This is a genomic window from Streptomyces sp. NPDC048462 (assembly GCF_043200175.1).
In the GTDB taxonomy this organism is placed as follows: domain Bacteria; phylum Actinomycetota; class Actinomycetes; order Streptomycetales; family Streptomycetaceae; genus Streptomyces.
On the sequence record NZ_JBICXG010000012.1, the window covers coordinates 138,013 to 164,636 of the forward strand.

Annotated in this window: 24 protein-coding genes and 1 tRNA gene; 16 read left to right on the forward strand and 9 right to left on the reverse strand. The window is 70.3% G+C overall.

Going from position 1 to position 26,624, the window contains the following annotated elements:
* Positions 1-4 precede the first annotated feature (4 nt).
* Positions 5-1,153, forward strand: coding sequence for a tyrosine-type recombinase/integrase (locus tag ACGFU6_RS21375; protein WP_393613004.1), 1,149 nt, complete (start codon positions 5-7; stop codon positions 1,151-1,153).
* 51 nt (positions 1,154-1,204) lie between these two features.
* Here the strand turns inward: ACGFU6_RS21375 and ACGFU6_RS21380 are convergent.
* Positions 1,205-1,278, reverse strand: a tRNA-Gly gene (locus ACGFU6_RS21380).
* A gap of 490 nt (positions 1,279-1,768) precedes the next feature.
* Between ACGFU6_RS21380 and dcd the strand changes: the two genes are divergently transcribed.
* Both dcd and ACGFU6_RS21390 read left to right on the forward strand, forming a co-directional pair.
* Positions 1,769-2,344, forward strand: a complete 576-nt coding sequence (gene dcd, locus ACGFU6_RS21385; protein ID WP_393612873.1) for a dCTP deaminase — start codon at positions 1,769-1,771, stop codon at positions 2,342-2,344.
* A gap of 6 nt (positions 2,345-2,350) precedes the next feature.
* The gene (locus tag ACGFU6_RS21390) at positions 2,351-2,851 is read left to right on the forward strand and encodes a phosphoribosyltransferase (RefSeq protein ID WP_393612874.1); all 501 of its coding nucleotides are present in this window, start codon (positions 2,351-2,353) and stop codon (positions 2,849-2,851) included.
* A gap of 73 nt (positions 2,852-2,924) precedes the next feature.
* On the opposite strand, the gene ACGFU6_RS21395 is transcribed toward ACGFU6_RS21390, so the two are convergent.
* The 4 genes from ACGFU6_RS21395 to ACGFU6_RS21410 all read right to left on the reverse strand — a co-directional run bounded on the left by ACGFU6_RS21395 (position 2,925) and on the right by ACGFU6_RS21410 (position 8,588).
* A complete protein-coding gene (locus ACGFU6_RS21395) occupies positions 2,925-3,929 on the reverse strand; it encodes a Yip1 family protein (protein ID WP_393612876.1) in 1,005 nt (334 codons plus the stop codon).
* Between the two features lie 129 nt (positions 3,930-4,058).
* A complete protein-coding gene (locus tag ACGFU6_RS21400; RefSeq protein ID WP_393612878.1) occupies positions 4,059-5,189 on the reverse strand; it encodes an FG-GAP repeat domain-containing protein in 1,131 nt (376 codons plus the stop codon).
* 218 nt (positions 5,190-5,407) lie between these two features.
* On the reverse strand, positions 5,408-7,675 hold the full coding sequence (locus ACGFU6_RS21405; protein ID WP_393612880.1) for a (Fe-S)-binding protein: 2,268 nt from the start codon (positions 7,673-7,675) through the stop codon (positions 5,408-5,410).
* Between the two features lie 124 nt (positions 7,676-7,799).
* Positions 7,800-8,588: a sugar transferase gene (locus ACGFU6_RS21410; protein WP_393612882.1), complete on the reverse strand. Its 789-nt coding sequence runs from the start codon at positions 8,586-8,588 to the stop codon at positions 7,800-7,802.
* Between the two features lie 396 nt (positions 8,589-8,984).
* Between ACGFU6_RS21410 and dnaK the strand changes: the two genes are divergently transcribed.
* From dnaK to ACGFU6_RS21430, 4 genes are all read left to right on the forward strand, one after another.
* Entirely contained in the window at positions 8,985-10,844 is a 1,860-nt protein-coding gene (gene dnaK, locus ACGFU6_RS21415; protein ID WP_393612883.1) for a molecular chaperone DnaK, read from the forward strand.
* A complete protein-coding gene (grpE, locus tag ACGFU6_RS21420) occupies positions 10,841-11,500 on the forward strand; it encodes a nucleotide exchange factor GrpE (protein WP_393612885.1) in 660 nt (219 codons plus the stop codon). Before dnaK ends, grpE begins: the two co-directional genes overlap by 4 nt.
* A gap of 132 nt (positions 11,501-11,632) precedes the next feature.
* A complete protein-coding gene (gene dnaJ, locus ACGFU6_RS21425) occupies positions 11,633-12,829 on the forward strand; it encodes a molecular chaperone DnaJ (RefSeq protein ID WP_393612886.1) in 1,197 nt (398 codons plus the stop codon).
* A gap of 1 nt (position 12,830) precedes the next feature.
* Positions 12,831-13,277, forward strand: coding sequence for a heat shock protein transcriptional repressor HspR (locus tag ACGFU6_RS21430; RefSeq protein WP_123525094.1), 447 nt, complete (start codon positions 12,831-12,833; stop codon positions 13,275-13,277).
* 73 nt (positions 13,278-13,350) lie between these two features.
* On the opposite strand, the gene ACGFU6_RS21435 is transcribed toward ACGFU6_RS21430, so the two are convergent.
* Both ACGFU6_RS21435 and ACGFU6_RS21440 read right to left on the reverse strand, forming a co-directional pair.
* Positions 13,351-14,358 (reverse strand): LuxR C-terminal-related transcriptional regulator, encoded by a 1,008-nt coding sequence (locus ACGFU6_RS21435; protein ID WP_393612889.1) that lies wholly within the window; start codon positions 14,356-14,358, stop codon positions 13,351-13,353.
* A gap of 185 nt (positions 14,359-14,543) precedes the next feature.
* Entirely contained in the window at positions 14,544-15,518 is a 975-nt protein-coding gene (locus tag ACGFU6_RS21440) for a helix-turn-helix transcriptional regulator (RefSeq protein WP_123525096.1), read from the reverse strand.
* A gap of 164 nt (positions 15,519-15,682) precedes the next feature.
* On the opposite strand from ACGFU6_RS21440, the gene ACGFU6_RS21445 reads away from it, so the two are divergent.
* Positions 15,683-16,036, forward strand: a complete 354-nt coding sequence (locus ACGFU6_RS21445) for a hypothetical protein (protein WP_393612891.1) — start codon at positions 15,683-15,685, stop codon at positions 16,034-16,036.
* Positions 16,033-16,353, forward strand: coding sequence for a hypothetical protein (locus ACGFU6_RS21450; RefSeq protein WP_018522262.1), 321 nt, complete (start codon positions 16,033-16,035; stop codon positions 16,351-16,353). The genes ACGFU6_RS21445 and ACGFU6_RS21450 overlap by 4 nt, the downstream gene beginning before the upstream one ends.
* Before the next feature lie 111 nt (positions 16,354-16,464).
* Here the strand turns inward: ACGFU6_RS21450 and ACGFU6_RS21455 are convergent, their stop codons facing one another.
* The gene (locus ACGFU6_RS21455) at positions 16,465-16,869 is read right to left on the reverse strand and encodes a pyridoxamine 5'-phosphate oxidase family protein (RefSeq protein WP_393612893.1); all 405 of its coding nucleotides are present in this window, start codon (positions 16,867-16,869) and stop codon (positions 16,465-16,467) included.
* Between the two features lie 204 nt (positions 16,870-17,073).
* On the opposite strand from ACGFU6_RS21455, the gene clpB reads away from it, so the two are divergent.
* Together clpB and ACGFU6_RS21465 are read left to right on the forward strand one after the other, a co-directional pair.
* Positions 17,074-19,668, forward strand: coding sequence for an ATP-dependent chaperone ClpB (clpB, locus tag ACGFU6_RS21460; RefSeq protein WP_393613006.1), 2,595 nt, complete (start codon positions 17,074-17,076; stop codon positions 19,666-19,668).
* Positions 19,669-19,821: 153 nt separating this feature from the next.
* Positions 19,822-20,382 (forward strand): YbjN domain-containing protein, encoded by a 561-nt coding sequence (locus tag ACGFU6_RS21465; RefSeq protein ID WP_393612895.1) that lies wholly within the window; start codon positions 19,822-19,824, stop codon positions 20,380-20,382.
* 85 nt (positions 20,383-20,467) lie between these two features.
* On the opposite strand, the gene ACGFU6_RS21470 is transcribed toward ACGFU6_RS21465, so the two are convergent.
* On the reverse strand, positions 20,468-21,646 hold the full coding sequence (locus tag ACGFU6_RS21470; protein WP_393612896.1) for a pyridoxal phosphate-dependent aminotransferase: 1,179 nt from the start codon (positions 21,644-21,646) through the stop codon (positions 20,468-20,470).
* A 136-nt stretch (positions 21,647-21,782) separates the two neighbouring features.
* On the opposite strand from ACGFU6_RS21470, the gene ACGFU6_RS21475 reads away from it, so the two are divergent.
* The 5 genes from ACGFU6_RS21475 (at position 21,783) to ACGFU6_RS21495 (ending at position 26,623) form a co-directional block, all read left to right on the forward strand.
* A complete protein-coding gene (locus ACGFU6_RS21475) occupies positions 21,783-22,106 on the forward strand; it encodes a hypothetical protein (protein ID WP_393612898.1) in 324 nt (107 codons plus the stop codon).
* Positions 22,107-22,477: 371 nt separating this feature from the next.
* Positions 22,478-22,999, forward strand: a complete 522-nt coding sequence (locus ACGFU6_RS21480; protein WP_393612899.1) for a DUF2617 family protein — start codon at positions 22,478-22,480, stop codon at positions 22,997-22,999.
* Between the two features lie 108 nt (positions 23,000-23,107).
* Positions 23,108-24,706, forward strand: coding sequence for a polyamine aminopropyltransferase (locus ACGFU6_RS21485; protein WP_393612901.1), 1,599 nt, complete (start codon positions 23,108-23,110; stop codon positions 24,704-24,706).
* Between the two features lie 120 nt (positions 24,707-24,826).
* A complete protein-coding gene (locus ACGFU6_RS21490) occupies positions 24,827-25,807 on the forward strand; it encodes an SRPBCC domain-containing protein (RefSeq protein WP_393612903.1) in 981 nt (326 codons plus the stop codon).
* Positions 25,808-25,828: 21 nt separating this feature from the next.
* The gene (locus tag ACGFU6_RS21495) at positions 25,829-26,623 is read left to right on the forward strand and encodes an aldose 1-epimerase (RefSeq protein ID WP_393612904.1); all 795 of its coding nucleotides are present in this window, start codon (positions 25,829-25,831) and stop codon (positions 26,621-26,623) included.
* The last annotated feature ends 1 nt before the right edge of the window (position 26,624 follow it).

Here is a 26,624-nt window from a genome sequence, read left to right on the forward strand (position 1 = left end):
GAACATGCGGCGCTTCGGGGCGGTACGGCAGTACCGCTCCGGCCGCTGGACCGCCTCTTACCTCGATTCCACGGGGGAGCGGCGCCGCGCACCAGAATCCTTCGCTACGAAGACGGACGCTGAAGTCTGGCTGTCGCAGGTGGAAGCTGACCTCACCCGCGGAGACTGGCGAGACCCCGATGCGGGAGCAGTCAACTTCGGTGAGTACGCAATGAAGTGGGTTGATGAGCGGGAACTCGCGGCAACGACTGATGAGCTCTACCGGCGCCTGCTGCGGCTGCACATCCTTCCCGGATTCGAAAGCAGTGACCTCGATCAGATCACCGCTCCCAGGGTCCGAGAGTGGCGGGCAGAGCGTCGCAAGGCCACCGGGGCGACGACCGTAGCCAAGTCGTACCGGCTGCTGAAGGCGATCCTCGAAACGGCCACCGACGATGAACTGATCCGTCGTAACCCCTGCCGCATCCGCGGCGCGGGCAAGGAATCGCCTGCCGAACGCGAGATTGCCACCGTTGAGCAGGTGGACGCTCTCGCCGAGGCAGTCGGCATCCGGTGGCGCCTCATGGTCTACCTCGGGGCCTACGGCCCGCTGCGGCCGGAGGAACAGGCAGAGCTTCGCCGTAAGGACGTGGACCTTGACGCGATGACTGTCCGGGTTCGCAAGGCAGCGCCGGAGCTGAACACCGGGGAGCGCGCCGTGGGCGACACCAAGTCGGAGGCAGGCAAGCGGTACGTGGTTCTGCCGGCCTTTCTCCATCTGGATCTGCGGAGGCATCTTGACTGGTACGCGGAGAAGGGCTCGGAGGGACTGCTCTTCGTGGGTGAGCAGGGAGCGCCGTTCCGTCGCTCATCCTTCGGGCGGAAGTGGCGCAGGGCGCGGGGCGCGGTAGGTATGCCCGACAGCTTTCGTTTCTACGATCTTCGTCACACCGGACACACGCTCGCCACGCGCTCGGGGGCGACGCTCAAGGACACGATGGTCCGCGCCGGGCAGTCGTCCGAGAAAGCCGCACTGATCTATCAGCACTCGGATCACGAGCGGCAGAGAGAAGTGGCGAGCGGGCTGGACAAGATGGTCCGGGCCGCGCGGGGGAAGGGCGCTGAACAGCGGAAAGACGGTCAAGGTGGTGCGGAGGTAGTGCGCGACGCTTAGACCGGTCTAGACAACAAGAAAGCCCCGGGCCGCTGGCCTGGGGCTTTTTCATGGAGCGGGTGACGAGAATCGAACTCGCGCTCTGAGCTTGGGAAGCTCATGTTCTACCATTAAACTACACCCGCGTAGCGCACTGGCTGACCAGCGACGCATCGTCCGACACTCTACCCCATGGCGGGCCCGTCCCTGTGTCGTCCCCTGGTGGCGGGCGGGGCGGGGGTGTGTTGTTTCGAGGGGTGGATGCGGGTGGGTGGGGCGGGAGTTGGGGGCGTAGCGTGGGTTGCCGGAGTGCCGCGTGGAGTGGCGTCCCGTTCATCCCCTAATGTGGCTTTCTCGTCCACGGCTTGATGGGGAAGGGACTTGATGGAGTCCATGGAACGCACCGTCGTCCGCTGTGCCGAAGGGCACGTTTTCGCTACCGCCTCGTTCCCGATGCAGCAGCTCGGGTCCGGGCGGATCGGTCCCGGGCGGCTTATCCGCTGTCCTCGTTGCGCCCGGTTGCGGCATGCCGTGCCGGTGGGGTTCGAGGAGCGGTAGGGCTTCCGGGAGCGTGGTGACAGGCGCGCGGGGCGGCCCGATGTGGGTGGGTCCGCGCGTTCTGCGTATCCTCGTCGGGTGCTTCTCTCAGACAAGGACATCCGGGCCGAGATCGACGCCGGACGCGTACGTATTGATCCGTTCGATACGTCGATGGTGCAGCCGTCGAGCATCGATGTGCGGCTCGACCGCTATTTCCGGGTGTTCGAGAACCACCGCTACCCGCATATCGATCCGGCCGTCGAGCAGGTCGATCTCACCCGCACCGTCGAGCCGGACGGGGACGATGCTTTCATCCTCCATCCCGGTGAGTTCGTGCTCGCCTCGACGTACGAGGTCATCTCGCTGCCCGACGATCTCGCGTCGCGGCTGGAGGGCAAGAGCTCGCTCGGCCGGCTCGGGCTGGTGACGCATTCGACGGCCGGGTTCATCGACCCGGGGTTCTCCGGGCACGTGACGCTGGAGCTGTCGAACCTGGCGACCCTGCCGATAAAGCTCTGGCCCGGGATGAAGATCGGCCAGCTGTGCATGTTCCGGCTGACCTCTCCGTCGGAGTTTCCGTACGGCTCCGAGCGGTACGGGTCGCGATACCAGGGGCAGCGCGGTCCGACCGCATCGCGGTCCTTCATGAATTTCCACCGGACGCAGGTGTGATGACCGATGGGCGATGACGCGCGGGAGAACCTGACGTACGACGGCTTCGGGCACGCCGTGCGGGAGCTGGCGCAGGCCGTGGCCGATGACGGGTACGAGCCGGATGTGGTGCTGAGCATCGCGCGCGGCGGGGTGTTCGTCGCGGGCGGGCTGGCGTACGCGCTGGACTGCAAGAACATCCACCTGGTCAACGTGGAGTTCTACACCGGGGTGGGCACCACGTTGGAGATGCCCGTCATGCTGGCGCCGGTGCCGAACGCCATCGATTTCTCGGACAAGAAGGTCCTGATCGCCGACGATGTCGCCGACACCGGGAAGACCCTGAAGCTGGTCCGTGACTTCTGTATCGATCACGTCGCCGAGGTGCGGTCCGCCGTCATCTACGAGAAGTCGCACTCGCTCGTGAAGTGCGAGTACGTGTGGAAGAAGACCGATCGCTGGATCAACTTCCCGTGGAGTGTGGAAAAGCCCGTCGTGCGGCGCAGCGGGCAGGTTCTCGACGCCTGAGGCGGTGCGCACGCCGACGTGAAAGACCCCCGGGCCCTGTGGCTGCTCCGGGGGTCGTTTCGGCTCGGTCGGGTCAGATCGTGCCCAGCTTGAGGATCGACACCAGCGCGATCAGCTGGATCGCGCTCGCGCCCAGCGCCTTCGGCCACGGCAGGTCGTGGGACTTGCTCACCATGGACGTGAGCAGGGCCGCCGCGGCCAGCCAGGTCAGCCAGCCGAGGATCTGGACCAGGGAGTTCTCGCCGCCCAGGAACAGGGCGAAGATCAGGCGGGGGGCGTCCGTGATCGACATGATCAGCATGGAGAGGCCCACCGTCGGCTGCCAGGCGCCGTCGCCGCCCAGCTGGCGGGCCAGCGAGTGGGTGACCGCGCCGAGCACCAGGCCGCCGATCACGAAGCCCAGGCCCGTGATGATGACGTAGGGGATGGCGTTGCCGACCGGGGCGCTGATCGCGTCGTCGCGGGCCTGGTCGAAGCCGAAGAGCGCCAGCAGGCCGTAGAGGAACGTGACGATGAGCGCCGGGCCCCAGACGGGGTAGTCGCGCATCTGCCAGAACGTCGGGGCGGGGCGCGTCACGATGCCGCTCAGCAGCTGCTTCCAGTGCAGGCGCGGGCCCGACGGCTGGACGGGGGCCTGGCCGGCGCGGTAGGTGTTCCCGTCGCCGTAGGGGTCCTCGTTGATGCTGAAGGCCTGCGTGTGGCCCGGGTTGTTCGCGTACGGGTCACCCTGGTGCGGTTGCTGGGGCTGCTGCGAGTGGTGCGGTTGCTGGGGGTACGGGTCGGTGAAGTACTCCGGCTCGTCCGCTCCGCCGCCGCCCTGGTACCCGCCGCCCTGGTAGCCACCGTTGCCCTGGTGGCCGCCGCCGGCGTGGTGGCCGCCGTTGTTCTGGCCGCCTGAGTTGTAGCCGCCCTGGTAGCCGCCGTTGTTGCGCGGGGCGCTGTTACCTCCCGTCGGCGGCCATTGCTGCTGTCCGTACGGCGGCGGTGCCTGATTGCCGTACGGCTGCTGCCGCGGTTGCTGCTGCGCTTGCTGCGGGGTGCGGTTGTCCCGGCCGCGTCCGATCCTGAATCCAGCCACGTAATCGAACGTACCTGGTCCGTCCGGGGTGGGTGGGAGGGGCGGGGGAACTTGGCTGCCTTTGACGCTCAGCTGTGACATCCCCTGAGGGAACCCTGGGGGGTTGTCCGCAGTGGGCCGGAGCCGCCGTCAGCCCGTGTTGAACAGCGCGCTGGTGAACGTGATCAGCGGGCGGTCCGGGGCGGCCGCCGGGTACAGGGCGATCAGGTCGGCGCTCTCGCCCCGGTGGGTGCGGACCACCGTGTCCGGCTTCCTGTCGCCGTCGAAGTCCGCGTCCCGGATGAGCAGCGTCGTTTCCGCGGAGGCGGAGGCGGTCTTGCCTCCGTTCCTCGGCAGGGGCGCTTCCGGGAGCTTCCCGGCCGGGGCCCGGAAGCGGTACGCGCCACCGGGCCGCCCCGGTCCGTCGGGGCTGCCGAGCAGCAGCGTGCCCTTCGCCGCCGTACCGGGCTCGTGGGGGCGGGCGGCGTACACCAGGTCGTCGTAGCCGTCGCCGTTCGCGTCCGCCCGGGGCTCGGGGGGCGACAGGGCCGGGCCCGCGCCCGGAATGGTGCCGCCGGCGGCGTGCGGGCGGCCGTCGCGGGTGAACGGGCCGCGCAGGAAACTGAGCCGGCCCGCGCTCGCCGTCACGGCCAGATCGGGCTTCTTGTCCCCGTCGAAGTCGCCGCAGACGGGGTGGTCGGGCCACTCGTTGCCGAAGCGGGCCCGGTCCGGGATGCGCAGCGCGACCGCCTTGCCGGTGAGGCCCGCCGGGGAGCCGAACAGGATCTGCAGCGGTACGGGCGGGCGGCCGATGCCGTTGTACGGGGGGTCGGTGGCCACGATCAGATCGGTGAAGCCGTCCTGGTCCAGGTCGCACGAGGCCTCCGCGTCGAACGCCGAGGGGAGGGTGTCGCCGATCCTGGCGGCGTTCGCGTGCGCGCTCAGCAGCTGTCGGGTCGACGGGTCCGGGCCCCGGGAGGCGGAGCCGTAGACGATGCCGATGCCCGCGTCGTCGCCGTGTGCGTCGGACGCGGGTTTCACCAGGTGGTTGAGGACGAGGTCGCGGTGGCCGTCGCCGTTGAAGTCGTCGGGGACGTGGCTGCCGTCGCCGCGCGGGACCTCGTGGCGCTGCGCACCCGCCAGGCCGGACAGGGCGGTGGGCGGGGCGTCGCCGTTCTTGCCCGGTCCGGGGTCCTGGGCGCCCGCGCAGGCCGCCAGCAGGAGGGCGCAGGCGCAGCGGGCCGCGGCGGTGACCGTCGCCCTTGCGATACGTATCCGCACTGGAGTGCTCCGTCCCTCGGCTCTCGTCTGTCCCGTGTGCTCCGCGCGCCCTGCGCACCTCGGACGTCTCGTGTGCCTCGGAGGTCCTGTACGCCCCGCGCGCCTCGGACGTCTTGGACGCCCCACATGATGCGTCACCGGGGCGGGAAAGCAGAAGCGGCCGGTCCTGCCCCCGAGGCAGGTCCGGCCGCTTCTGCGCCGCGCCGGCGCGGTTCCGGTTACTTCACCGGTTCCGGCTCCGGCGCGTCCGCCGTTTCCGGCTCGCCCGCCGGGTCGGCCGGGGTCTTCACGGAGTCGAGCAGCAGCTGCGAGACGTCGACCACCTGGATCGATTCCTTCGCCTTGCCGTCGTTCTTCTTGCCGTTGACCGAGTCGGTCAGCATGACCAGGCAGAACGGGCAGGCAGTGGAGACGATGTCCGGGTTGAGGGACAGAGCCTCGTCGACGCGCTCGTTGTTGACGCGCTTGCCGATCCGCTCCTCCATCCACATCCGGGCGCCGCCGGCGCCGCAGCAGAAGCCGCGCTCCTTGTGGCGGTGCATCTCCTCGTTCCGCAGACCCGGGACCTTCGCGATGATCTCGCGCGGGGGCGTGTAGATCTTGTTGTGACGGCCCAGGTAGCAGGGGTCGTGGTACGTGATCAGACCCTCGACCGGCGTCACCGGGATCAGCTTGCCCTCGTCCACCAGGTGCTGGAGCAGCTGCGTGTGGTGGATGACCTCGTACTCGCCGCCGAGCTGCGGGTACTCGTTCGCGATGGTGTTGAAGCAGTGCGGGCAGGTCGCGACGATCTTCTTCGTCGCCTTCGCCTTCTTCGTCGAGTCGTCCTCGTCATCCTCGCCGAAGGCCATGTTCAGCATCGCGACGTTCTCCTGGCCGAGCTGCTGGAACAGCGGCTCGTTGCCCAGGCGGCGGGCGGAGTCACCCGTGCACTTCTCGTCGCCGCCCATGATCGCGAACTTGACGCCCGCGATGTGCAGCAGTTCCGCGAAGGCCTTGGTGGTCTTCTTCGCGCGGTCCTCCAGGGCGCCGGCGCAGCCGACCCAGTAGAGGTAGTCGACCTCGGTGAGGTCCTCGACGTCCTTGCCGACGATCGGGACCTCGAAGTCGACCTCCTTGGTCCACTCGACGCGCTGCTTCTTGGCCAGCCCCCAGGGGTTGCCCTTCTTCTCCAGGTTCTTGAGCATCGTGCCCGCCTCGGACGGGAACGCGGACTCGATCATCACCTGGTAGCGGCGCATGTCGACGATGTGATCGATGTGCTCGATGTCGACCGGGCACTGCTCCACGCACGCACCGCAGGTGGTGCAGGACCAGAGGACGTCCGGGTCGATGACGCCGTTCTCCTCGGCGGTGCCGATGAGGGGGCGCTCGGCCTCGGCGAGGGCGGCCGCGGGGACGTCCTTCAGGGCCTCGGCCGAAGCCTTCTCGTTGCCCTCCATGTCCTTGCCGCCGCCGGCCAGCAGGTACGGGGCCTTGGCGTGCGCGTGGTCGCGCAGGGACATGATCAGGAGCTTGGGGGACAGCGGCTTGCCGGTGTTCCAGGCGGGGCACTGCGACTGGCAGCGGCCGCACTCCGTGCAGGTGGAGAAGTCGAGGATGCCCTTCCAGGAGAACTGCTCGACCTGGGAGACGCCGAAGGTGTCGTCCTCGCCCGGGTCCTCCCAGTCGATCGCCTTGCCGCCCGAGGTCATCGGCTGCAGCGCGCCGAGCGCGACGTCGCCCTCCGAGTTCCGCTTGAACCAGATGTTCGGGAAGGCGAGGAAGCGGTGCCAGGCGACACCCATGTTGGTGTTGAGCGCCACCGTGATCATCCAGATCAGCGAGACGCCGATCTTGATCATCGCGGTGAGGTAGATGAGGTTCTGCAGCGTGCCGAGCGCGAGTCCCTTGAAGGCGAGGACCAGCGGGTACGAGACGAAGTACGCGGCCTCGTAGCCGCCGACGTGGTGGATCGCGCCCTCGAGCCCGCGCAGGGTCAGGATCGCCAGGCCGATGACGAGGATGACGTACTCGACGAAGTACGCCTGCCAGGCCTTCGAACCCGCGAACCGGGACTTGCGGCCGGCCCGGGAGGGCAGGTTCAGCAGCCGGATGGCGATCAGCACGAGAATGCCGACCGTCGTCATCAGGCCGATGAACTCGATGTACAGCTCGAACGGCAGCCATTCACCGATGACCGGCAGCACCCAGTCGGCCTTGAAGAGCTGTCCGTACGCCTGGAGCAGCGTCGGCGGCAGCGTCAGGAAGCCGATGGCGACGAACCAGTGCGCGAAGCCGACGATCCCCCACCGGTTCATCCGGGTGTGGCCGAGGAACTCCTTGGCCAGGGTGATCGTGCGCTGTTTCGGGTTGTCGGTGCGACTGCCGGCCGGGACCGGCTGTCCGAGCGTGACGAACCGGTAGATCTGCGCGACGGCTCGGGCGATGAGCGCAACGCCGACCACGGTCAGCACCAGCGACACGATGATCGCGGCGAGTTGCATTGGGGGCTCCTCGGGCCTGCGAGGGTGGGTTCCAGCGTTTACTGGCGAATGCTTACTGGCGAGTACGGGGACTGCCGAGAACTACTAAGCAGTAACTTAATCAGTCTGTGCTGACACTATCCACTTATTCCGCCGCGCTGTAGTTGGGCAGGCGGTGATCTGTGTCGCTCAGGCATACCTGGCCGCGCCGGGTGAGGAGGCGGACCGCCCGGCGCAGCGGCGTGTGTACGGCCTCGGCCAGGATCGCCAGGTCCAGGGCGGTCCGGTGGTGCCCGGCGTAGTGCTGGTCGAGGAGGTCCGCCTCGTCCCACGGCATCGTGGAGCGTCGGCGCACCTGCGCGAGGCCGGTCAGTCCGGGCTTGAGCTCCTGCCGCCAGTCCCGCGCACCGGCGGCCGTGCCCCGTTCGTCGCCCGGTGCGAGCGGCTCGGGGCCGACCAGCGAGAGCTCACCCCGTACGACGTGGGGCAGCCGCGAGAGCACGTCGAGCCGCAGCCGCCGGGTGCGCAGCGATCGCAGTACGAAGGGTCTGCCCGCGAGGCCGGTGCGCAGGGAGCGGTCCAGTACGCCGCCGGGGCGCCGCCGCACGGCGAGGGCGAGAGCGGCCGCCGCGAGGGCGGGGGCGGCCAGGGCCAGGAGGGCCGAGCCGAGGAGCAGGTCCAGGGTGCGCTTGGCGGTGGGGCGCGGCGGGGCGGCCTCGGTGAGGGTCCTCAGGACGGTGAGGGTGCGTGCCGTGCGGGTGGGGCGTGGTGGCTGCCAGGGGCGGCGCGCCGGGGCCGGTCGCCGCCACCCGCTCCGCCACCCGCTCCGCCACCCGCTCTGCCACTGGCCCTGCCACCGGTTCGGCCGCTGACTCCGCCTCGGTGCATGCCGCTGCCGCCGGCGCTGCCTGGGTCTCCGCGTCTGCGTCTGCATCGTTCGCACCTGCCTGGTGTCGCCGTCCGGTACCGGATGGCTGGGATCGCTGGGGGATGACGGGGGTGACTGGGGCGTGTGTCTGCTGTCTGCTGTCGATCGAGTGCCGCTTTTGTGCGGCTCGCGGCAGTTTGTGACAGAACGATCCCATGGCGCGATGATGGTGAGGGGTGTGTCGCCCGCAGGGCGGGCAGGTGTCGCCCGGAGGCGGCTCGGATTCGTCCCGTGTGGCGTGTATGCGGTGTGTGTCCGCCGCCACATAAATAGACAAATCGCTGGTGGCGCGGGGTGTGTGCACGATAGTTGAGTCGCCTAGACTCAGGTCTGTTGACGCCGAAGGCGATGTCATGCATCCTTGAGCCAGATCCACTCAAGTAGTCAGTAGGAGGAATTGAAATGGCACGTGCGGTCGGCATCGACCTGGGCACGACTAACTCCGTCGTCAGCGTTCTCGAAGGCGGCGAGCCCACCGTCATCACCAACGCCGAAGGCGCCAGGACCACGCCGTCCGTCGTCGCCTTCGCGAAGAACGGCGAGGTTCTGGTCGGCGAGGTCGCCAAGCGCCAGGCAGTGACGAACGTCGACAGGACCATCCGCTCCGTCAAGCGCCACATGGGCACTGACTGGAAGATCGACCTGGACGGCAAGAGCTTCAACCCGCAGCAGATGAGCGCCTTCATCCTGCAGAAGCTGAAGCGTGACGCCGAGTCGTACCTGGGCGAGAAGGTCGCCGACGCGGTGATCACCGTTCCGGCGTACTTCAACGACTCCGAGCGTCAGGCGACGAAGGAGGCCGGCGAGATCGCGGGCCTGAACGTCCTGCGTATCGTCAACGAGCCGACGGCCGCCGCGCTGGCGTACGGGCTCGACAAGGACGACCAGACGATCCTCGTCTTCGACCTCGGTGGCGGCACCTTCGACGTGTCCCTCCTGGAGATCGGTGACGGCGTCGTCGAGGTGAAGGCCACCAACGGTGACAACAACCTCGGTGGTGACGACTGGGACCAGCGTGTCGTCGACTACCTGGTGAAGCAGTTCGCCAACGGGCACGGCGTGGACCTGTCCAAGGACAAGATGGCTCTCCAGCGTCTCCGCGAGGCCGCGGAGAAGGCGAAGATCGAGCTGTCGTCCTCGACGGAGACCACGATCAACCTGCCGTACATCACGGCGTCGGCCGAGGGCCCGCTGCACCTGGACGAGAAGCTCACGCGCTCGCAGTTCCAGCAGCTCACCGCGGACCTCCTGGACCGCTGCAAGAACCCGTTCCACAACGTCATCAAGGACGCGGGCATCCAGCTCTCCGAGATCGACCACGTCGTTCTCGTCGGTGGCTCGACCCGTATGCCGGCCGTCGCCGAGCTCGTCAAGGAGCTCACGGGCGGCCAGGACGCCAACAAGGGTGTGAACCCGGACGAGGTCGTCGCCATCGGCGCCTCGCTCCAGGCCGGTGTCCTCAAGGGCGAGGTCAAGGACGTCCTGCTGCTCGACGTGACCCCGCTGTCCCTCGGTATCGAGACCAAGGGAGGGATCATGACGAAGCTCATCGAGCGCAACACCACGATCCCGACCAAGCGCTCCGAGATCTTCACGACGGCCGAGGACAACCAGCCGTCCGTGCAGATCCAGGTCTACCAGGGCGAGCGCGAGATCGCGGCGTACAACAAGAAGCTCGGGATGTTCGAGCTGACCGGCCTGCCGCCGGCCCCGCGTGGCGTGCCGCAGATCGAGGTCGCGTTCGACATCGACGCCAACGGCATCATGCACGTCGCCGCCAAGGACCTCGGCACCGGCAAGGAGCAGAAGATGACCGTCACCGGTGGCTCCTCGCTGCCGAAGGACGAGGTCAACCGGATGCGCGAAGAGGCCGAGCAGTACGCGGACGAGGACCACCGCCGTCGCGAGGCCGCCGAGTCCCGCAACCAGGGCGAGCAGCTCGTCTACCAGACGGAGAAGTTCCTCAAGGACAACGAGGACAAGGTCCCCGGCGACGTGAAGACGGAGGTGGAGACCGCGCTCACCGAGCTGAAGGAGAAGCTCAAGGGCGAGGACACCGCCGAGATCCGTACCGCCACCGAGAAGGTCGCGGCCGTCTCCCAGAAGCTGGGCCAGGCGATGTACGCCAACGCCCAGTCCGAGGGCGGCCCGCAGGCCGAGGGCCAGCCGGGTGCCGAGCAGGCGCAGGGTGACCCCCAGGACGATGTCGTCGACGCCGAGATCGTCGACGACGAGAAGGACACCAAGGGCGGTGCGGCGTGACCGAGGAGACTCCGGGCTTCGAGGAGAAGCCCGACGTCCCCTCCGGCGCCACCTCTGAAGACGCCGGGACGGAGGACGCCACCCCCTCTTCGGAGGAGGCGGCGGCCCCCGCCGGGGACACTGACCAGACAGCCGGTCTGACGGCACAGCTGGACCAGGTCCGCACCGCGCTCTCCGAGCGCACCGCAGACCTCCAGCGGCTCCAGGCCGAGTACCAGAACTACCGCCGCCGCGTGGAGCGGGACCGGGTCACGGTCAAGGAGATCGCGATCGCGGGTCTCCTGTCCGAGCTGCTGCCCGTGCTCGACGACGTCGGCCGGGCCCGGGAGCACGGCGAGCTGCTGGGCGGGTTCAAGTCGGTGGCCGAATCGCTGGAGACGGTCGTCGCCAAGCTCGGCCTCCAGCAGTTCGGCAAGGAGGGCGAGCCCTTCGACCCGACGATCCACGAGGCCCTGATGCACTCGTACGCGCCGGACGTCACGGAGACGACCTGCGTGGCGATCCTGCAGCCCGGGTACCGGATCGGCGAGCGCACCATCCGTCCCGCACGGGTGGCGGTGGCCGAACCCCAGCCGGGGGCGACGCCCGCGGCCGCGAAGGACACGAAAGAAGAGCAGGCAGCCGACGAGGAGAGCGGTGGCGGCGAGGAGGTCTGACATTCTGTCCGACCACTCGGCGGCACACCGCCCGGCCGACGGGGCCGACCGCCCGGAGCGTGCCGGACTCGATGAGTCCGGCATCATCCGGGCGGGAGGCCCCTGGCCGGTCGTCCGGAAGGAGGGACGTCGATGAGTACGAAGGACTTCGTCGAGAAGGACTACTACAAGGTTCTCGGCGTCCCGAAGGACGCCACGGACGCCGAGATCAAGAAGGCGTACCGGAAGCTCGCCCGCGAGTTCCACCCGGACGCCAACAAGGGTGACAACAAGGCGGAGGAGCGCTTCAAGGAGATCTCCGAGGCCAACGACATCCTCGGTGACACCAAGAAGCGCAAGGAGTACGACGAGGCCCGCGCCCTCTTCGGCAACGGCGGCTTCCGCCCCGGACCCGGCAGCGGCGGCGGCAACTTCAACTTCGACCTGGGCGACCTCTTCGGAGGCGCCCCGGGCGGTGGCCAGGGCGGCGGAGCCGGCGGCTTCGGCGGCGGTGGCGGCGGTCTGGGCGATGTCTTCGGCGGCCTCTTCAACCGGGGGGGCGGCGGGGCCGGCACCCGGGTGCAGCCGCGCCGCGGCCAGGACATCGAGTCCGAGGTGACGCTCAGCTTCACCGAGGCGGTCGACGGGGCCACGGTCCCGCTGCGGATGTCCAGCCAGGCGCCCTGCAAGGCGTGCTCCGGCACCGGCGACAAGAACGGCACCCCCAGGGTCTGCCCGACCTGCGTCGGCACCGGCCAGGTCTCCCGCGGCACCGGCGGCGGGTTCTCGCTCACCGATCCCTGCGTGGACTGCAAGGGCCGGGGCCTCATCGCCCAGGACCCCTGCGACGTCTGCAAGGGCAGCGGCCGGGCGAAGTCCTCCCGCACCATGCAGGTGCGGATCCCCGCCGGCGTCTCCGACGGCCAGCGGATCCGGCTGCGCGGCAAGGGCAGTCCGGGCGAGCGCGGCGGACCGGCCGGCGACCTCTACGTCATCGTCCACGTCGACACCCACCCGGTCTTCGGCCGCAAGGGCGACAACCTCACGGTCACCGTGCCCGTCACCTTCACGGAGGCGGCGCTCGGCGGCGAGGTGAAGGTGCCCACGCTCGGCGGACCGCCGGTGACCCTGAAGCTGCCGGCCGGCACGCCCAACGGGCGCACCATGCGCGCCCGGGGCAAGGGCGCGGTGCGCAAGGACGGCAGCCGCGGCGACCTGCTGGTCACCGTGGAGGTGGTGGTCCCCACGGACCTGGGCACGGACGCCCGGGACGCCCTGGAGGCCTATCGCAAGGCCACCGCGGACCAGGACCCGCGGGCGGAGCTGTTCCAGGCAGCGAAGGGAGCTTGAGATGGACGGCCGCCGACGTAATCCGTACGAACTGACCGAAGAATCCCCGGTGTACGTGATCTCGATCGCGGCCCAGCTCTCGGGACTGCATCCCCAGACGCTGCGCCAGTACGACCGCCTCGGCCTGGTCTCGCCCGACCGCACGGCCGGGCGCGGCAGGCGCTACTCCGCCCGCGACATCGAGCTGCTGCGCACCGTGCAGCAGCTGTCGCAGGACGAGGGCATCAACCTGGCCGGCATCAAGCGCATCATCGAGCTGGAGAACCAGGTCGCCGCGCTCCAGCAGCGCGTCGCCGAGCTCTCGGCGGCCGTGGACGGGGCGGCGGCGACGCTCCAGCAGCGCGAGGCCCAGGTGCACGCCTCCTACCGGCGCGACCTGGTCCCGTACCAGGACGTGCAGCACACCAGCGCACTGGTGGTCTGGCGGCCCAAGCGGCCCAAGGACTGAACGGCCCAAGGACCCAGCGGGTTAAGGACCCAACGGGTTCGGCCCGTCCTTGGCGGAGCCCGTCACCCCGGCGTCACCGGGGGACGGGCTTCTCCGTCGTCCCGGGCGGTGCGGACCCGTCGATCCCGGAGCGGACGAGCAGCGCGCCGAGCTGGGTGCGGCTGGTGGCGTTGAGGGTGTGCATGAGCTTGGAGACGTGGGCGCGGCAGGTGCGGACGCTGATGCCGAGCTTTCCGGCCACGACCTGGTCGGTGTGGCCCTCGACCAGCAGGCGGGCGACGCTGAGCTGGACGGCGGTGACCGAGGCACTGGGCGGTGCCGCGGGCAGCGGATCGGTGAGCGGGGTGGCCTGCGCCCACAGGACTTCGTACATCTGGATCAGATAGCGGATCAGCGCGGGGTGGCGGATCTCCAGCGCGACGTCGCGGGCGGCGTTGGCGGGGATGAAGGCCACGGTGTGGTCGAAGACGAGCAGCCGCTCGACCGTCTGCTCCAGCGTGCGGACCTGGATGAGGCCCGGTGGCATCTGGTTCAGATAGGCCTTGAAGGTCTGGTTGTAGCGGATGGGGTGCTGGTAGATGTGCCGGAGCGGGGTGCCCCGCTCCAGGGTGAGCCGGGCCCGCGACAGGGCCCTCTGGAGCTGGTCGGGCGGCCGGGTGCTGCCGGGCTGAAGGGTCCTGATCTCCTCCGTGGCGCTCTCCGTCGCGTTCTGGACGGCGGCGTCGATCAGGGGTATGCCTTCGAGGACGGTGATGGCGAGGTTGGGGTCCGTACTGGCCACGGTCGCCAGCGGCGCCAGCGAGTCGGCCAGCGCGGCCGAGAGGCTGATGCGCTCGTGGATCTCCCGGACGACGGGCTGCAGCAGATGGGCCAGGGCGGCGGACGGGGGCACCGGACGTACCCAGGCCTCGTCCTGCGGGTCGGGGTGGACCAGCGCCAACTCGGTGAGGCAGGGCGCCGGTTCGATGGCGGTCCGGGGTATCCGTCCCGCGCTCAGCGCCTCGGTGTAGATCCTGACCGCCGTGTCGCACAGCGCCCGGTTCTCGTGCGCGTGCGCCGGTGTGTCCTCATCCCTGCCCATTCGGGCCCCCCACTTTTTGCAGTGCAGCAAGATGACGGTGGTGGCAGCCTAGTTCGCGGGCCACTGTGGGTGTTGTCGGGGGAGCCGGGAACTCTCCCGGCACCTCGGAGGCGTGGCCAGGTGTCCCCACGGACACGTGGCCGGGTTTCCGGCCCGGGGGTGGGGGCCTCCGGAGCATCGGCCGGTCAGGAGTCCTGATCGAGGATTCCTGACTGGGCGATCAGGTAGCCCAGCTGGGCGCGGCTCGTGCTTCCCAGCACGGCGGACAGCTTGGCGACATGTGCGCGGCAGGTACGGACGTTCATGCCGAGCCGACGGGCTATCGCCTCGTCCACGTGCCCCTCGATCAGGAGCGTGGCGATGGCGCGCTGGACGCCCGTGATGCCGTCACGGGCCGGGTCGTACGGGGCCGCTTCGTCCAGCGGGACGGCTCGGCGCCAGAGTTGCTCGAAGACCTTCGTCAGATAGGCGACCAGCCCGGGGTGCCGTAGTTCCAGGGCGACGGGCAGGTCGTCCTGGACCGGGATGAAGGCCACGGTGTCGTCGCAGATGATGAGGCGCTCGATGAGCTCCTCGAGCGTGCGGATCTCCATCCGGGCGCCCGCCATGAGGTCGACGTAGGCGAACGTGCGCTGGCTGTGCCTGACGGTGTGCTGGTAGAGAGTACGGACCCTGATGCCGGAATCTATGAGAGGTTTACTGCGGATCAGGGCCTCGCTGAGGACTTCCTCGCTGCGTTTGCCTCCGGGCTGGACCGTCAGCACTTCCCTACGGCTCTCGGCGATGGCCAGGTCGAGTGCTCCGTTGATCCGGTCGATGCCTTCCAGCACCGTGATCGCGTGCGTCGGCGCCGGGCTCTGGGCACTGATGGCCAGGAACGGTTCGAACGCGTCGGTCAGTTCGACGGATGTCCGCCTGCGATCCTGGATCTCGCGTTCCAGCGGGTGAAGACGCTGGGCCAGGGCGGCGGAAGGCGGAACCGGTCGAAGCCACGACGCGTCGTCCGGATCGGGCAGCAGCAGACCGAATTTGACGAGGCAGGGTGCGGTCCTGACCTCGGAGCGGGCCAGGCGGCCCACGCTGAGCGCCGCCGCATACAGCCTGGTGCCCTCGGTGCACAGGTTCGTGACCGCATGAGTATGTGTCGGTTTCGTGTCCATTATAGGCAAAACTCCACCCCCCAGGGTCCTGAACATTCAGGAACATGATGCATCGCTCCTGTGGCATTGACGCGTCCGAATAAGCCATCGTCTCTTGGAGAGCGGGGGAGAGGATCCATCAAGTGAGGACGAAGCCGACTATGAACAAGAGAATGCTTCGCTCAGTGCTTGGCACTGCGTTCGCGGCTGCTGCACTGCTGCTCGTGACGCACGGCTCTGCTCCGGACGTCGGATGGGGCAATGCGGAGGCCGGCGACTCCTACCAGGGCGACGTCGGCTGGGGGTATGTCCAGCCCGCCGGCGGCGGCGGTGTCCACCAGGCCGATGTCGGCTGGGGCAACGTGCAGCCCGCCGCTCTCGGTGGCGCTCAGCAGGCCGATGTCGGCTGGGGTTATGTGTCGCCCGCCGTCTACCAGGGTGATGTCGGCTGGGGCTATGTCCAGCCCGCCGCTGTCGGTGGTGCTCACCAGTCCGACGTCGGCTGGGGGAATTCGGTCGAGAACAGGGCGGAGTTGTGACCACTCCGCCGGACGACCGGACCTTCAGACGTGAAATGGCAACCGCCTACCGCTCAGGGTGGCATTTCATCGACCTCGTCACGGCACTCCCCCACCGTGGTGATTCGTTGATGGTCACCCTGTTCGGCGACCCGGTCGTCGTCGCCCGTGAGGACGACGGCGAGGTGCGCGCCTACCGCTGTCTCCGCAAGCCGCGCGGAGCGCCGCAGCCCGTGCGCTGCGCCATCCGGTACGACATGATTTTTGTGAACCTCGCGCAGCGTGACCACCAGCTGTTCGAACCTGAAGCCATCTCCGCCACCCCCCGCAGTGCCTGAGCGATCCCCCGTCGTTCCACGTCGCTCAGACACTCCCCCACACAACGGCGTCACCGTGACCTGAACACGGTGACGCCGTTGTGCTGTGCCCGTCCGGAGGGCGCCCGCCGGTCAGCCGCGGCCGAGCGCCCGGTCCAGGGTGATCTCGATGGCGACGCGGTCCGGGTTGGGCTTCGGCGCGCGCCCGTAGCGGGCCGTCTTACGGCGTACCGCGTCGTCCACCCTGTCCTGCTCCGTGCGCACCCTGGCGACGCCCTCCAGGGTCGCCCAGCGGCGTCCCTCCAGCTGGCAGACCGCGACCCGTGCGCCGTCCGGTCCCGCGGCCAGGATGTTGGCGACCTTGCGGCTGTGCCGGCCGGTGATGACGCGGGCGAGACCCGCCTCGGGGTCGTACGTCACGCACACCGGGACCACGTGCGGGGTGCCGTCGGGGCGCAGTGTCGTGAGGGTGCACACGTGGGGTTCCCGCCAGAAGGCGAGGTACTCGGGGCCGGGGTTGCGTACGTCGACTGCCATGGGGCCAGGGTAGGCAGCCGCGCGCCACTGCGAGGTGGCGGGCGGGCCGGCCGGCCGCTTCACTCGGACATGAGGTGCGCGGCGGCGCGCGGGGTCCGCCGGGGACCGCTTTCTGCCTTGAGTGGAATAGACTCAACTTTACGCACGTTGATCGTGTCAGAAGTGAAGGTACGGGCCAGTCGTCGCAAGGAGGAGAGAGCGCACGTGGACGCCGAGCTGACCAACAGGAGCCGGGACGCCATCAACGCGGCCACCAACAGGGCCGTGAAGGACGGGCACCCCGATCTGACCCCGGGGCATCTGCTGCTGGCGCTGCTCGCGGGTGAGGACAACGAGAACCTCGTCGATCTGCTGGCCGCCGTCGAGGCGGACCAGATCGCCGTTCGCACCGAGACCGAACGGCTGCTGGCCGCACTGCCCAGCGTGACCGGCTCGACCGTCGCGCCGCCGCAGCCCAACCGCGAGCTGCTCGCGGTGATCTCCGACGCGGCGCGGCGGGCCAAGGAGCTCGGCGACGACTACATCTCCACCGAGCACCTGCTCATCGGGATCGCGGCCGAGGGCGGCCGCGCCGGTGAGATCCTCGACGGGCAGGGGGCCAGTGCGAAGAAGCTGCTGGACGCTTTCGAGAAGAGCAGGGGAGGACGCCGGGTGACCACACCCGACCCGGAGGGCCAGTACAAGGCCCTGGAGAAATTCGGTACGGACTTCACCGCGGCCGCCCGCGAGGGCAAGCTCGACCCGGTCATCGGCCGTGACCAGGAGATCCGTCGCGTCGTCCAGGTGCTCTCGCGCCGCACCAAGAACAACCCCGTGCTCATCGGTGAGCCCGGCGTCGGCAAGACGGCCGTCGTCGAGGGGCTCGCCCAGCGCATCGTCAAGGGGGACGTCCCCGAGTCGCTGAAGAACAAGCGGCTCGTCTCGCTCGACCTCGGCGCGATGGTCGCGGGCGCGAAGTACCGCGGCGAGTTCGAGGAGCGCCTGAAGACCGTCCTCTCCGAGATCAAGGAGAGCGGCGGCCAGATCATCACGTTCATCGACGAGCTGCACACCGTCGTCGGCGCCGGAGCGGGCGGCGACTCCGCCATGGACGCGGGCAACATGCTCAAGCCCATGCTGGCCCGGGGCGAGCTGCGGATGGTCGGCGCCACCACGCTCGACGAGTACCGCGAGCGGATCGAGAAGGACCCGGCGCTGGAGCGCCGCTTCCAGCAGGTGCTGGTGGCGGAGCCGTCCGTCGAGGACACCATCGCGATCCTGCGCGGGCTCAAGGGCCGCTACGAGGCCCACCACAAGGTGCAGATCGCGGACTCCTCGCTGGTCGCCGCCGCGACCCTGTCGGACCGCTACATCACCTCGCGCTTCCTCCCCGACAAGGCCATCGACCTGGTCGACGAGGCGGCCTCCCGGCTGCGCATGGAGATCGACTCCTCGCCCGTCGAGATCGACGAACTCCAGCGCTCCGTGGACCGCCTGCACATGGAGGAGCTGGCCCTCAAGAACGAGACCGACGCCGCCTCCAAGCAGCGCCTGGAGAAGCTCCGCCGCGACCTCGCCGACAAGGAGGAGGAGCTGCGCGGCCTCAACGCCCGCTGGGAGAAGGAGAAGCAGGGCCTCAACCGGGTCGGTGAGCTGAAGGAGCGCCTGGACGAACTGCGCGGACAGGCCGAACGCGCCCAGCGCGACGGCGACTTCGACAGCGCGTCCAAGCTGCTGTACGGCGAGATCCCGGGCCTCGAACGGGAGCTGGCCGAGGCCGCCGAGGCCGAGCAGGAGGCCGCGAAGGAGCCCAAGGAGACGTTGGTCAAGGAGGAGGTCGGCCCGGACGACATCGCCGATGTCGTCGGCGCCTGGACCGGCATCCCGGCCGGGCGGCTGCTGGAGGGCGAGACCCAGAAGCTGCTGCGCATGGAGGAGGAGCTGGGCAGGCGCCTCATCGGGCAGACGGCGGCCGTTGAGGCCGTCTCGGACGCGGTACGCCGCACCCGGGCCGGAATCGCGGACCCCGACCGGCCCACCGGATCGTTCCTCTTCCTCGGCCCGACCGGCGTCGGCAAGACCGAACTGGCCAAGGCCCTCGCGGACTTCCTCTTCGACGACGAGCGGGCGATGGTCCGCATCGACATGAGCGAGTACAGCGAGAAGCACAGCGTGGCCCGGCTGGTCGGCGCCCCGCCCGGCTACGTCGGCTACGAGGAGGGCGGCCAGCTCACCGAGGCGGTCCGCCGCCGCCCGTACAGCGTCGTCCTGCTGGACGAGGTCGAGAAGGCCCACCCCGAGGTCTTCGACATCCTGCTCCAGGTCCTGGACGACGGGCGGCTCACCGACGGGCAGGGCCGGACGGTGGACTTCCGCAACACCATCCTGATCCTGACCTCCAACCTCGGCAGCCAGTACCTGGTCGATCCCCTGACCAAGCCCGAGGAGAAGAAGAAGCAGGTCCTGGACGTGGTGCGGGCCTCGTTCAAGCCGGAGTTCCTCAACCGGCTGGACGACCTGGTGGTCTTCTCCGCGCTGTCCGGCGACGAGCTCGCCCATATCGCGGGGCTCCAGATCGAGCGCCTCGCGAGGCGGCTGGCCGACCGCCGGCTGACCCTCGACGTCACCCCGGCCGCCCTGGCCTGGCTGGCCGAGGAGGGCAACGACCCGGCGTACGGTGCCCGGCCGCTGCGCCGGCTCATCCAGACGGCGATCGGTGACCGGCTCGCCAAGGAGATCCTCTCGGGCGAGGTCACGGACGGCGACACGGTCCTGGTGGACCGGGACGGCGACGGCCTGGCGGTCGGCCCGGCCTCGTGACCGGAGCGCGGGCGCGCCCGTGACCGGAACGGGTGACGGCCCCGGTCCCCACCGGCTGGATATCAGCTTGTGGCGGATCGGGGCCGTTCCCGCTTGCCATGCCCCGCCCGGCATGGGGGAGGATGGCAGTCAACCGCACGAAGGGAAATTACGGTGAGCATCGATCCGTCCTCGATTCCTAACTTCGGGGGCCAGCCCGAACCGCAGGCGGCAGGACCGGAGGGCCCCGTCGTCCCTGACCAGGACCTCGTCAAGCAGCTCCTGGAACAGATGGAGCTCAAGTACGTCGTCGACGACGAGGGCGACCTCGCGGCGCCGTGGGAAGACTTCCGCACGTACTTCATGTTCCGTGGTGAGGGCGAGCAGCAGGTCTTCTCGGTCCGTACGTTCTACGACCGCCCGCACGACACGGACCAGCGTCCGGTCCTGCTCGACGCGATCGACGACTGGAACCGCCGCACCCTGTGGCCCAAGGTCTACACGCACACGCACGAGCCCGAGGAGGGCGCCGAGGACACCACCACCTCGGTCCGCCTGATCGGTGAGGCGCAGATGCTCATCGGCACCGGCGTCAGCCTGGAGCACTTCGTCTCCTCGACGGTCAGCTGGGTGCGGGCCTCGATCGAGTTCGACAAGTGGCTCCTGGAGCGCCTCGGCCTCGCCCCGGCCGAGGACAAGGCGGAAGGCGCGGAGCAGGACGCTCCCGAGGCCTGAGCCCGATCCGTCCCACGAGAGCCCGGCGCGGGGGGGGGGGGGGCCCCCCCCCCCCCCCCCCCCCCCCCCCCCGCGCCGGGCTCCGTCACAGCCCCTTCAGCCGCGAGACGGCCTCCTCCAGCACCTCGGTGCGCTTGCAGAACGCGAAGCGGACGAAGGGCGCGCCCTGCTCCCGGTGGTCGTAGAAGACGGCGTTCGGCACGGCCACCACCCCGCACCGCTCCGGCAGCGACCGGCAGAACGCGAAGCCGTCCCCGGCGGCGTCCAGCGGGCGGATGTCGGTGGTGACGAAGTACGTGCCGGCCGGTCGGTAGACCTGGAAACCGGCCTCCGTGAGCCCGGCGCTCAGCAGGTCCCGCTTGGCCCGCAGATCCGCGCGCAGCGCGTCGAAGTAGCTGTCGGGCAGCCGCAGCGCCTCGGCGACCGCGTACTGGAACGGGCCTGCGGAGACGTACGTCAGGAACTGCTTCGCCGAGCGCACCGCCGTCACGAGATCCGGGCTCGCGGTGATCCAGCCGACCTTCCAGCCGGTGAACGAGAACGTCTTGCCCGCCGAGCTGATGGTGACCGTCCGCTCGCGCATGCCGGGGAACGAGGAGAGCGGCAGGTGCTCGCCCTCGAACACGAGGTGCTCGTAGACCTCGTCGGTGACGACGAGCAGGTCGCGCTCGCACGCCAGGGCGGCGATCGCGGCGAGCTCCTCGCGGGTCAGGACAGTGCCGGTGGGGTTGTGCGGGGTGTTGAGCAGCAGCAGCCGGGTGCGGGGGGTGACGGCCGCGCGCAGCTCGTCGAGGTCCAGCCGGTAGCTGCCGGTGGCGGGCTCGGGGTGCAGGGTGACGGGGACGCGGGTGGCGCCCGCCATGGCGATGCAGGCGGCGTAGGAGTCGTAGTACGGCTCCAGCGCGATGACCTCGTCGCCGGGCTCCAGGAGGGCCAGCATCGAGGCGGCGACGGCCTCGGTGGCGCCCGCGGTGACCAGGACCTCGGTGTCGGGGTCGTACGTCAGGGCGTAGCGCCGGGCCTGGTGCTCGGTGATCGCGGTGCGCAGTTCGGGGACCCCCGGCCCCGGCGGGTACTGGTTGCCGTGGCCGGCGCGCAGGGCACGGACGGCGGCCTCGCGGACCTCCTCGGGGCCGTCGGTGTCCGGGAACCCCTGGCCGAGGTTGATGGCGCCGGTGCGGACGGCCAGCGCGGACATCTCCGCGAAGATCGTCGTGCCGAACTCGGCGAGGCGGCGGTTGAGCAGCGGTCGTCCCTGTGTCATGACCGCCATCCTGCGCGGAAGCTCTGGAGTTGCTCAAGTCTGCTTTGGCCGAACGGGGGCGGGGGAATCCCCCCTCCACGCAGGAACCGGTGCGAAGCGGGGGACTCGCTTCGGGGGACGGAAGGACGTGAGGTCGGTGGAGCTGGCGATCGGTGCGGTACTCGTGCTCATGGTCGTGGCGGTGGCGGTTCTCGTCGCGTCGATGGCGGACACGGCGAAGCGCAACAAGTCACTGGCCGGGAACAAGCGCCGGCGCGGCAGCGCCGGTGGCGGTGCGGCGGGCGGCAGCTGGTGGGCGAGCGGCGGCGGGGGCGGCTCGTCGTGCGGCGGCGGCAGCGGTCACTCGGGGGGCCACTCGGGCGGCGGTCACTCAGGTGGCCACTCCTGCGGTGGCGGCCACTCGTGCGGCGGGGGTTCGTCGTGCGGTGGCGGCGGGGGCGGATGCGGCGGAGGCAGCTGACACGGGGCAGCTGGTCCGAGGCCGGGCGGGGCGTACGAAGGCCCGGTGCCGGTGGAGGTGTCCGGCGGGATCGGGGGCGGGGCTGCGCGGCGGCCCGGACAGCCCCGGGTCCCGCCGGGCACCTTTTTGCGGGGCCTTGCGGCGAGTCGTCGGTGAACAGGTGAACCGGAAGGCCCCCGAGGGGATGGAAACCACGTCAAGTTGGGTAAAAACACTGCGAGTGCGGCTTAGTTCGTGATTCCCTCGGTGGAGAGAACATTCAGCCCTCGGACCCCAGTTGGACCTGATCGGGCGCTCCTCACCTCCCACGTGCAGCACGTCGGGGGCGTCCCCCTGTCCATGTGTCCATGTGTGTTTTGCGGAGCCGACCCATGCTCACGACCCTCCATACGGCCTATTCCGACACCCGTGCCGCCGATCTGGCCTGGGCGCTGGGGCGTGAACCGCTCCCGGCGCTCGCCGTGCTGGATCTCCATCTCGCCGGTGCGCAACTCCAGTTGCGCCTGCTCGGCGCCTCCCATCAGGTCCTCCTGGAGGAGGACAACGGCAGCTGTTCCGAAACCGTCGCCTGTATGCCGGGCAGCAGCACCCCGCTGCCCCTCGGCGTCTCCAAGCGTCTCGGGGACTGGGAGTACGAGTTCGCGGCCCGCGTCGAGACGCTCGGCGCCGGTTCGTTCGCGGGGCGCGCGCAGGAGCTCCTGGCGCTCGTCGCCGACCATCCCCACGGCCTGGCCGGGACGTTCCCGGGCAGCCCGCACGCCTTCACCGCCATGCTCGCCCAGCGGACCGAGGGGCAGGTGCGCTGGCGCACCTGGCACGCGTACCCGCAGGAGGGACAACTGGTGGTGACGCGCACCCGGGTGGGTGTGCGGATGCCGGCGGCAGTGGTGTGACGGGGGCCGGCTCCGTCACCGACTCGGTGGCGAACTCCCTTGCGGCTGAGCCACTTACACCCTTGTGGGTGACAAACGGCGACGTTCCAGTGACGTAGCGTTCGCGGCATGATCGACCAGCAGGTGTCGCTGCGAGGGGGCGCGGCGCGGCTTCCCGTACGGCCGAGGACCGGCCGCTACCTCGTGCTGGCCGCGGTCTTCGTCTGCGCCGCCTGCGGTCTGGTGTACGAGCTCGAACTGGTCGCGCTCGCCTCCTATCTGATCGGTGACTCCGTCACCCAGGCATCCGTCGTGCTCTCGGTGATGGTGTTCGCCATGGGCATCGGTTCGTTGCTCGCGAAACGTTTATGCAGCCGGGCCGCGGTCGGCTTCGGTCTGATCGAGGCGGCGCTCGCCCTGGTCGGCGGCTCCTCCGCGCTGGTGCTCTACGCGACGTTTGCCTGGATCGGGGAGTCGCGGTACGCCCTGGTCGGCTTCTCGCTGGCGATCGGGGTGCTGATCGGTGCGGAGATCCCGCTGCTGATGACGCTGATCCAGCGCGTCGACCGGCAGGACGCGGGCGGGGCCGTCGCCGATCTGTTCGCCGCGGACTACGTGGGTGCGCTGGTCGGCGGGCTGGCGTTCCCGTTCCTGCTGCTGCCGATGCTCGGGCAGCTCACCGGGGCGCTGCTCACCGGCGCGGTCAACGCGGCGGCGGGCGGGGCGCTGGTGATGTGGGTGTTCCGGCGGGACCTCAGCTGCCGGTCCCGGTGGCTGCTCATCGTGGTCAACGTGATGGTGATCGCCCTGCTGGCCACGGTCGCGGTGCTGGCCGACGACTTCGAGCGGGCGGCGAGGCGCGCGGTGTACGGGGACCAGGTGCGGGTCGCGATGCAGACCGACGTCCAGGAGGTGGTGCTGACCGGCGCGGGCCGCAGCTCCCTGGACCTCTACCTGGACGGGCGGCTGCGGGTCAGCTCGCGCGACGAGTACCGCTACCACGAGGCGCTGGTGCACCCGGTGATGAACGGGCCGCACGCGCGGGTGCTGATCCTGGGCGGCGGCGACGGTCTGGCGGCCCGCGAGGTGCTGCGCTACCCCGGGGTACGGAGCGTCACGCTGGTGGAGCTGGACCCGGCCGTCACCCGGTTGGCCCGTACGGACCGGGCGCTCTCCGCGCTGAACGCGCACGCGTACCGGGACCCCCGGCTGACGGCCGTCACCGGGGACGCGTTCACCTGGTTGCGGGCGGCGCACGGGCGCTACGACGCGGTGATCTCGGACCTGCCCGACCCGGGGATCTCGGCCAGTACGAAGCTCTACTCGGCGGAGTTCTACGGCCTGGTCTCCGAGGCCCTCGCGCCGGGCGGGCGGCTGGTGGTGCACGGCGGGCCGCCGTGCGGCCGGCCGCACACCTACTGGACGGTCGAGGCGTCCATGCGGGCGGCGGGGCTGCACACCCGCCCCTACCGGATCAGCGGCCGCTACGCCGGTTTCGACGCGGGCCCGGACCGGGCGACGGGCGGCGGCACCCAGGTGGGCGGCTGGGGCTTCGTGCTCGCCGGGCTCGGCCGGGCCCCGGCGCTGGGCCTGGATCCGGAGGCGCCGGAGCTGAGGTCCCTGACGGAAGCGGCGCTACGGGAGGCGGGGCGGCGGGCGGAGTCCGGCCGGCTGCCGGGGCTGGCCCCCTCGACCCTGGTGCACCCGAGGTACTGGGACGAGCCGTGAGCGGGGCCGGCCGGAGGCGGGCCGGAGCGGGGGACGGGCCCGAGGCTCGCGGGGGGCGTGAGGGGTTCCGGAGGGGCGAAGCGCTGACGTGACGGCCGGGGCTGAGTAGGCTCGGTTTCCATGGAGCATGAGGTGTTCGTTCCGGTTCCGGTCCCCGTCCTTCGTCGGGCGCTGGGCGACCCTGCCCGGGTCGCGCGCTGCGTGCCGGGGCTTCAGCAGGACGCCGAGGCGTCCGCGGGCCCGCTGGCCGGCCGGCTCAAGGTGCGGGTCGGCGGCCACACCATCACCTACCGGGGCGCGCTGCGGATCACCGCGCCGGCGGACGGCGGCCCGGCCGCGGACGGCCCGGCTGAGGCCCCCGCGTACACCGTCTCGGTGGCGGGCGAGGGTGTGGAGGCGCGCGGCACCGGCTCGGTGAAGCTGGCCCTGGCCGTCCGGCTGAGCGAACGGGACGGCGGTACGGCGATCGCCTTCGAGGGCACGGTCAGCGGCGACGGCCGCCTGGCTGAGCTGGAGGCGGCGGCAGCACTCGCCGCGGCCCACCGGCTGCTGGACCGGTTCGCGCAGCAGCTGGTGACGGAGGCGCTCGCCGCGCACGGGGCCGGTTCCGAGGAGCGGCCCGAGCAGTCCGTCGAGGACGAATCCGTGGCCGGGTCCGTGGCGGGCGCCGAGGAGCGGTCCGTCGGGGAAGCGGTGGAGAAGGCCATCGAGGAGGCCGCCGAGGAGGCGGACGACACCGGTGTCGCGGAGGCCCCGACCACGCATGACGCCGCCGCCGACGAGGCACCGGGCGGTGAGCCGCAGCCGGACGGGGCCCCGGTCTTCGACGCCCCGGTGCCGCCGTCCTCGCTGGACGCGGTGGCGGGCATCGAGTTCACGGTTCCGGACGGGCCCCCGGCCGAGGCCGCGCATGCCCGGCGCACCATGATCGGGCGCAGTGCCGAAGAGGTCGACCACGCCCCGCCGCGCGGCCGGTACGCACCCGTGCCCGCGCCCGGCTCGGGCGGCGCGGGCGCCACGCTCCGCTGGGTGGCCCCGGCGGCCGCGCTCGCCCTGGCCTCCGCCGTGGTGGTGGGCCGGGCGCTACGGCGCCGGAGGTAGCAGCGCCAGTAGTGTCCTCGTGTGAGCAGCAGCGAGAAGGACGTCCGGCTGTCCGCCGGCGACACAGAGTTGACCGTGAGCCCCGCCAACGGCTGCCGTATCAGCAGCCTGCGGATCGGCGGTACCGAACTGTTGCGGCAGGGGGAGCGGTACGGCTGCTTCCCGATGGTGCCGTGGTGCGGGCGCACGGAGAACGGCCGGTTCCGCAACGGCGGTGTCCTGCACCAGATGCCGCTGACCGCTCCGCCGCACGCCATTCACGGCACGGGCCGTGACACGGCCTGGCAGACCGACCGGGATACCGGTACGCAGGCCTCGTTCCACTACGACCTGGCCGAGCCGTGGCCGTACCCGGGCCGGGTGTCGCAGACCTTCGAACTGACCGAGGAATCCCTCACGTTGGCGTTCGGCATCGAGACGTACGGGGACTCCTTTCCGGCGCAGGCCGGCTGGCACCCCTGGTTCCGGCGCAACCTCGGCGGCGAGGACGTCGCGCTCGCCTTCGACGCGGCCTGGCAGGAGGAGCGGGGCGAGGACCATCTGCCGACCGGCCGCCGCATCCCGCCGCTGGACGGCCCCTGGGACGACGCCTTCGGGATGCCCGACGGCGTCGACGTCACCCTCACCTGGCCGCAGCAGCTGGAGCTGACCGTGAAGAGCCGGTCCGAGTGGGTCGTGGTCTACGACGAGCAGGCCGAGGCGGTCTGTGTGGAACCGCAGTCGGGCCCGCCGAACGGGCTGAACACCGCGCCCCGCTACGTCACCCCGATCGATCCGCTGGAGATCGCGGCGACGTGGAGCTGGCGCAGGCTCTGAG

What these genes read in the sequence shown, in the direction of transcription:
- ACGFU6_RS21375 (WP_393613004.1), top strand. Translation starts at nt 5, where the DNA reads ATGCGGCGCTTCGGGGCGGTACGGCAGTACCGCTCCGGCCGCTGGACC.
- ACGFU6_RS21390 (WP_393612874.1), top strand. Translation starts at nt 2,351, where the DNA reads ATGGGCGATGACGCGCGGGAGAACCTGACGTACGACGGCTTCGGGCAC.
- ACGFU6_RS21405 (WP_393612880.1), bottom strand. Translation starts at nt 7,675, where the DNA reads ATGCAACTCGCCGCGATCATCGTGTCGCTGGTGCTGACCGTGGTCGGC.
- ACGFU6_RS21410 (WP_393612882.1), bottom strand. Translation starts at nt 8,588, where the DNA reads ATGCAGACGCAGACGCGGAGACCCAGGCAGCGCCGGCGGCAGCGGCAT.
- dnaK (WP_393612883.1), top strand. Translation starts at nt 8,985, where the DNA reads ATGGCACGTGCGGTCGGCATCGACCTGGGCACGACTAACTCCGTCGTC.
- dnaJ (WP_393612886.1), top strand. Translation starts at nt 11,633, where the DNA reads ATGAGTACGAAGGACTTCGTCGAGAAGGACTACTACAAGGTTCTCGGC.
- ACGFU6_RS21430 (WP_123525094.1), top strand. Translation starts at nt 12,831, where the DNA reads ATGGACGGCCGCCGACGTAATCCGTACGAACTGACCGAAGAATCCCCG.
- ACGFU6_RS21435 (WP_393612889.1), bottom strand. Translation starts at nt 14,358, where the DNA reads ATGGGCAGGGATGAGGACACACCGGCGCACGCGCACGAGAACCGGGCG.
- ACGFU6_RS21440 (WP_123525096.1), bottom strand. Translation starts at nt 15,518, where the DNA reads ATGGACACGAAACCGACACATACTCATGCGGTCACGAACCTGTGCACC.
- ACGFU6_RS21455 (WP_393612893.1), bottom strand. Translation starts at nt 16,869, where the DNA reads ATGGCAGTCGACGTACGCAACCCCGGCCCCGAGTACCTCGCCTTCTGG.
- ACGFU6_RS21470 (WP_393612896.1), bottom strand. Translation starts at nt 21,646, where the DNA reads ATGACACAGGGACGACCGCTGCTCAACCGCCGCCTCGCCGAGTTCGGC.
- ACGFU6_RS21480 (WP_393612899.1), top strand. Translation starts at nt 22,478, where the DNA reads ATGCTCACGACCCTCCATACGGCCTATTCCGACACCCGTGCCGCCGAT.
- ACGFU6_RS21485 (WP_393612901.1), top strand. Translation starts at nt 23,108, where the DNA reads ATGATCGACCAGCAGGTGTCGCTGCGAGGGGGCGCGGCGCGGCTTCCC.
- ACGFU6_RS21490 (WP_393612903.1), top strand. Translation starts at nt 24,827, where the DNA reads ATGGAGCATGAGGTGTTCGTTCCGGTTCCGGTCCCCGTCCTTCGTCGG.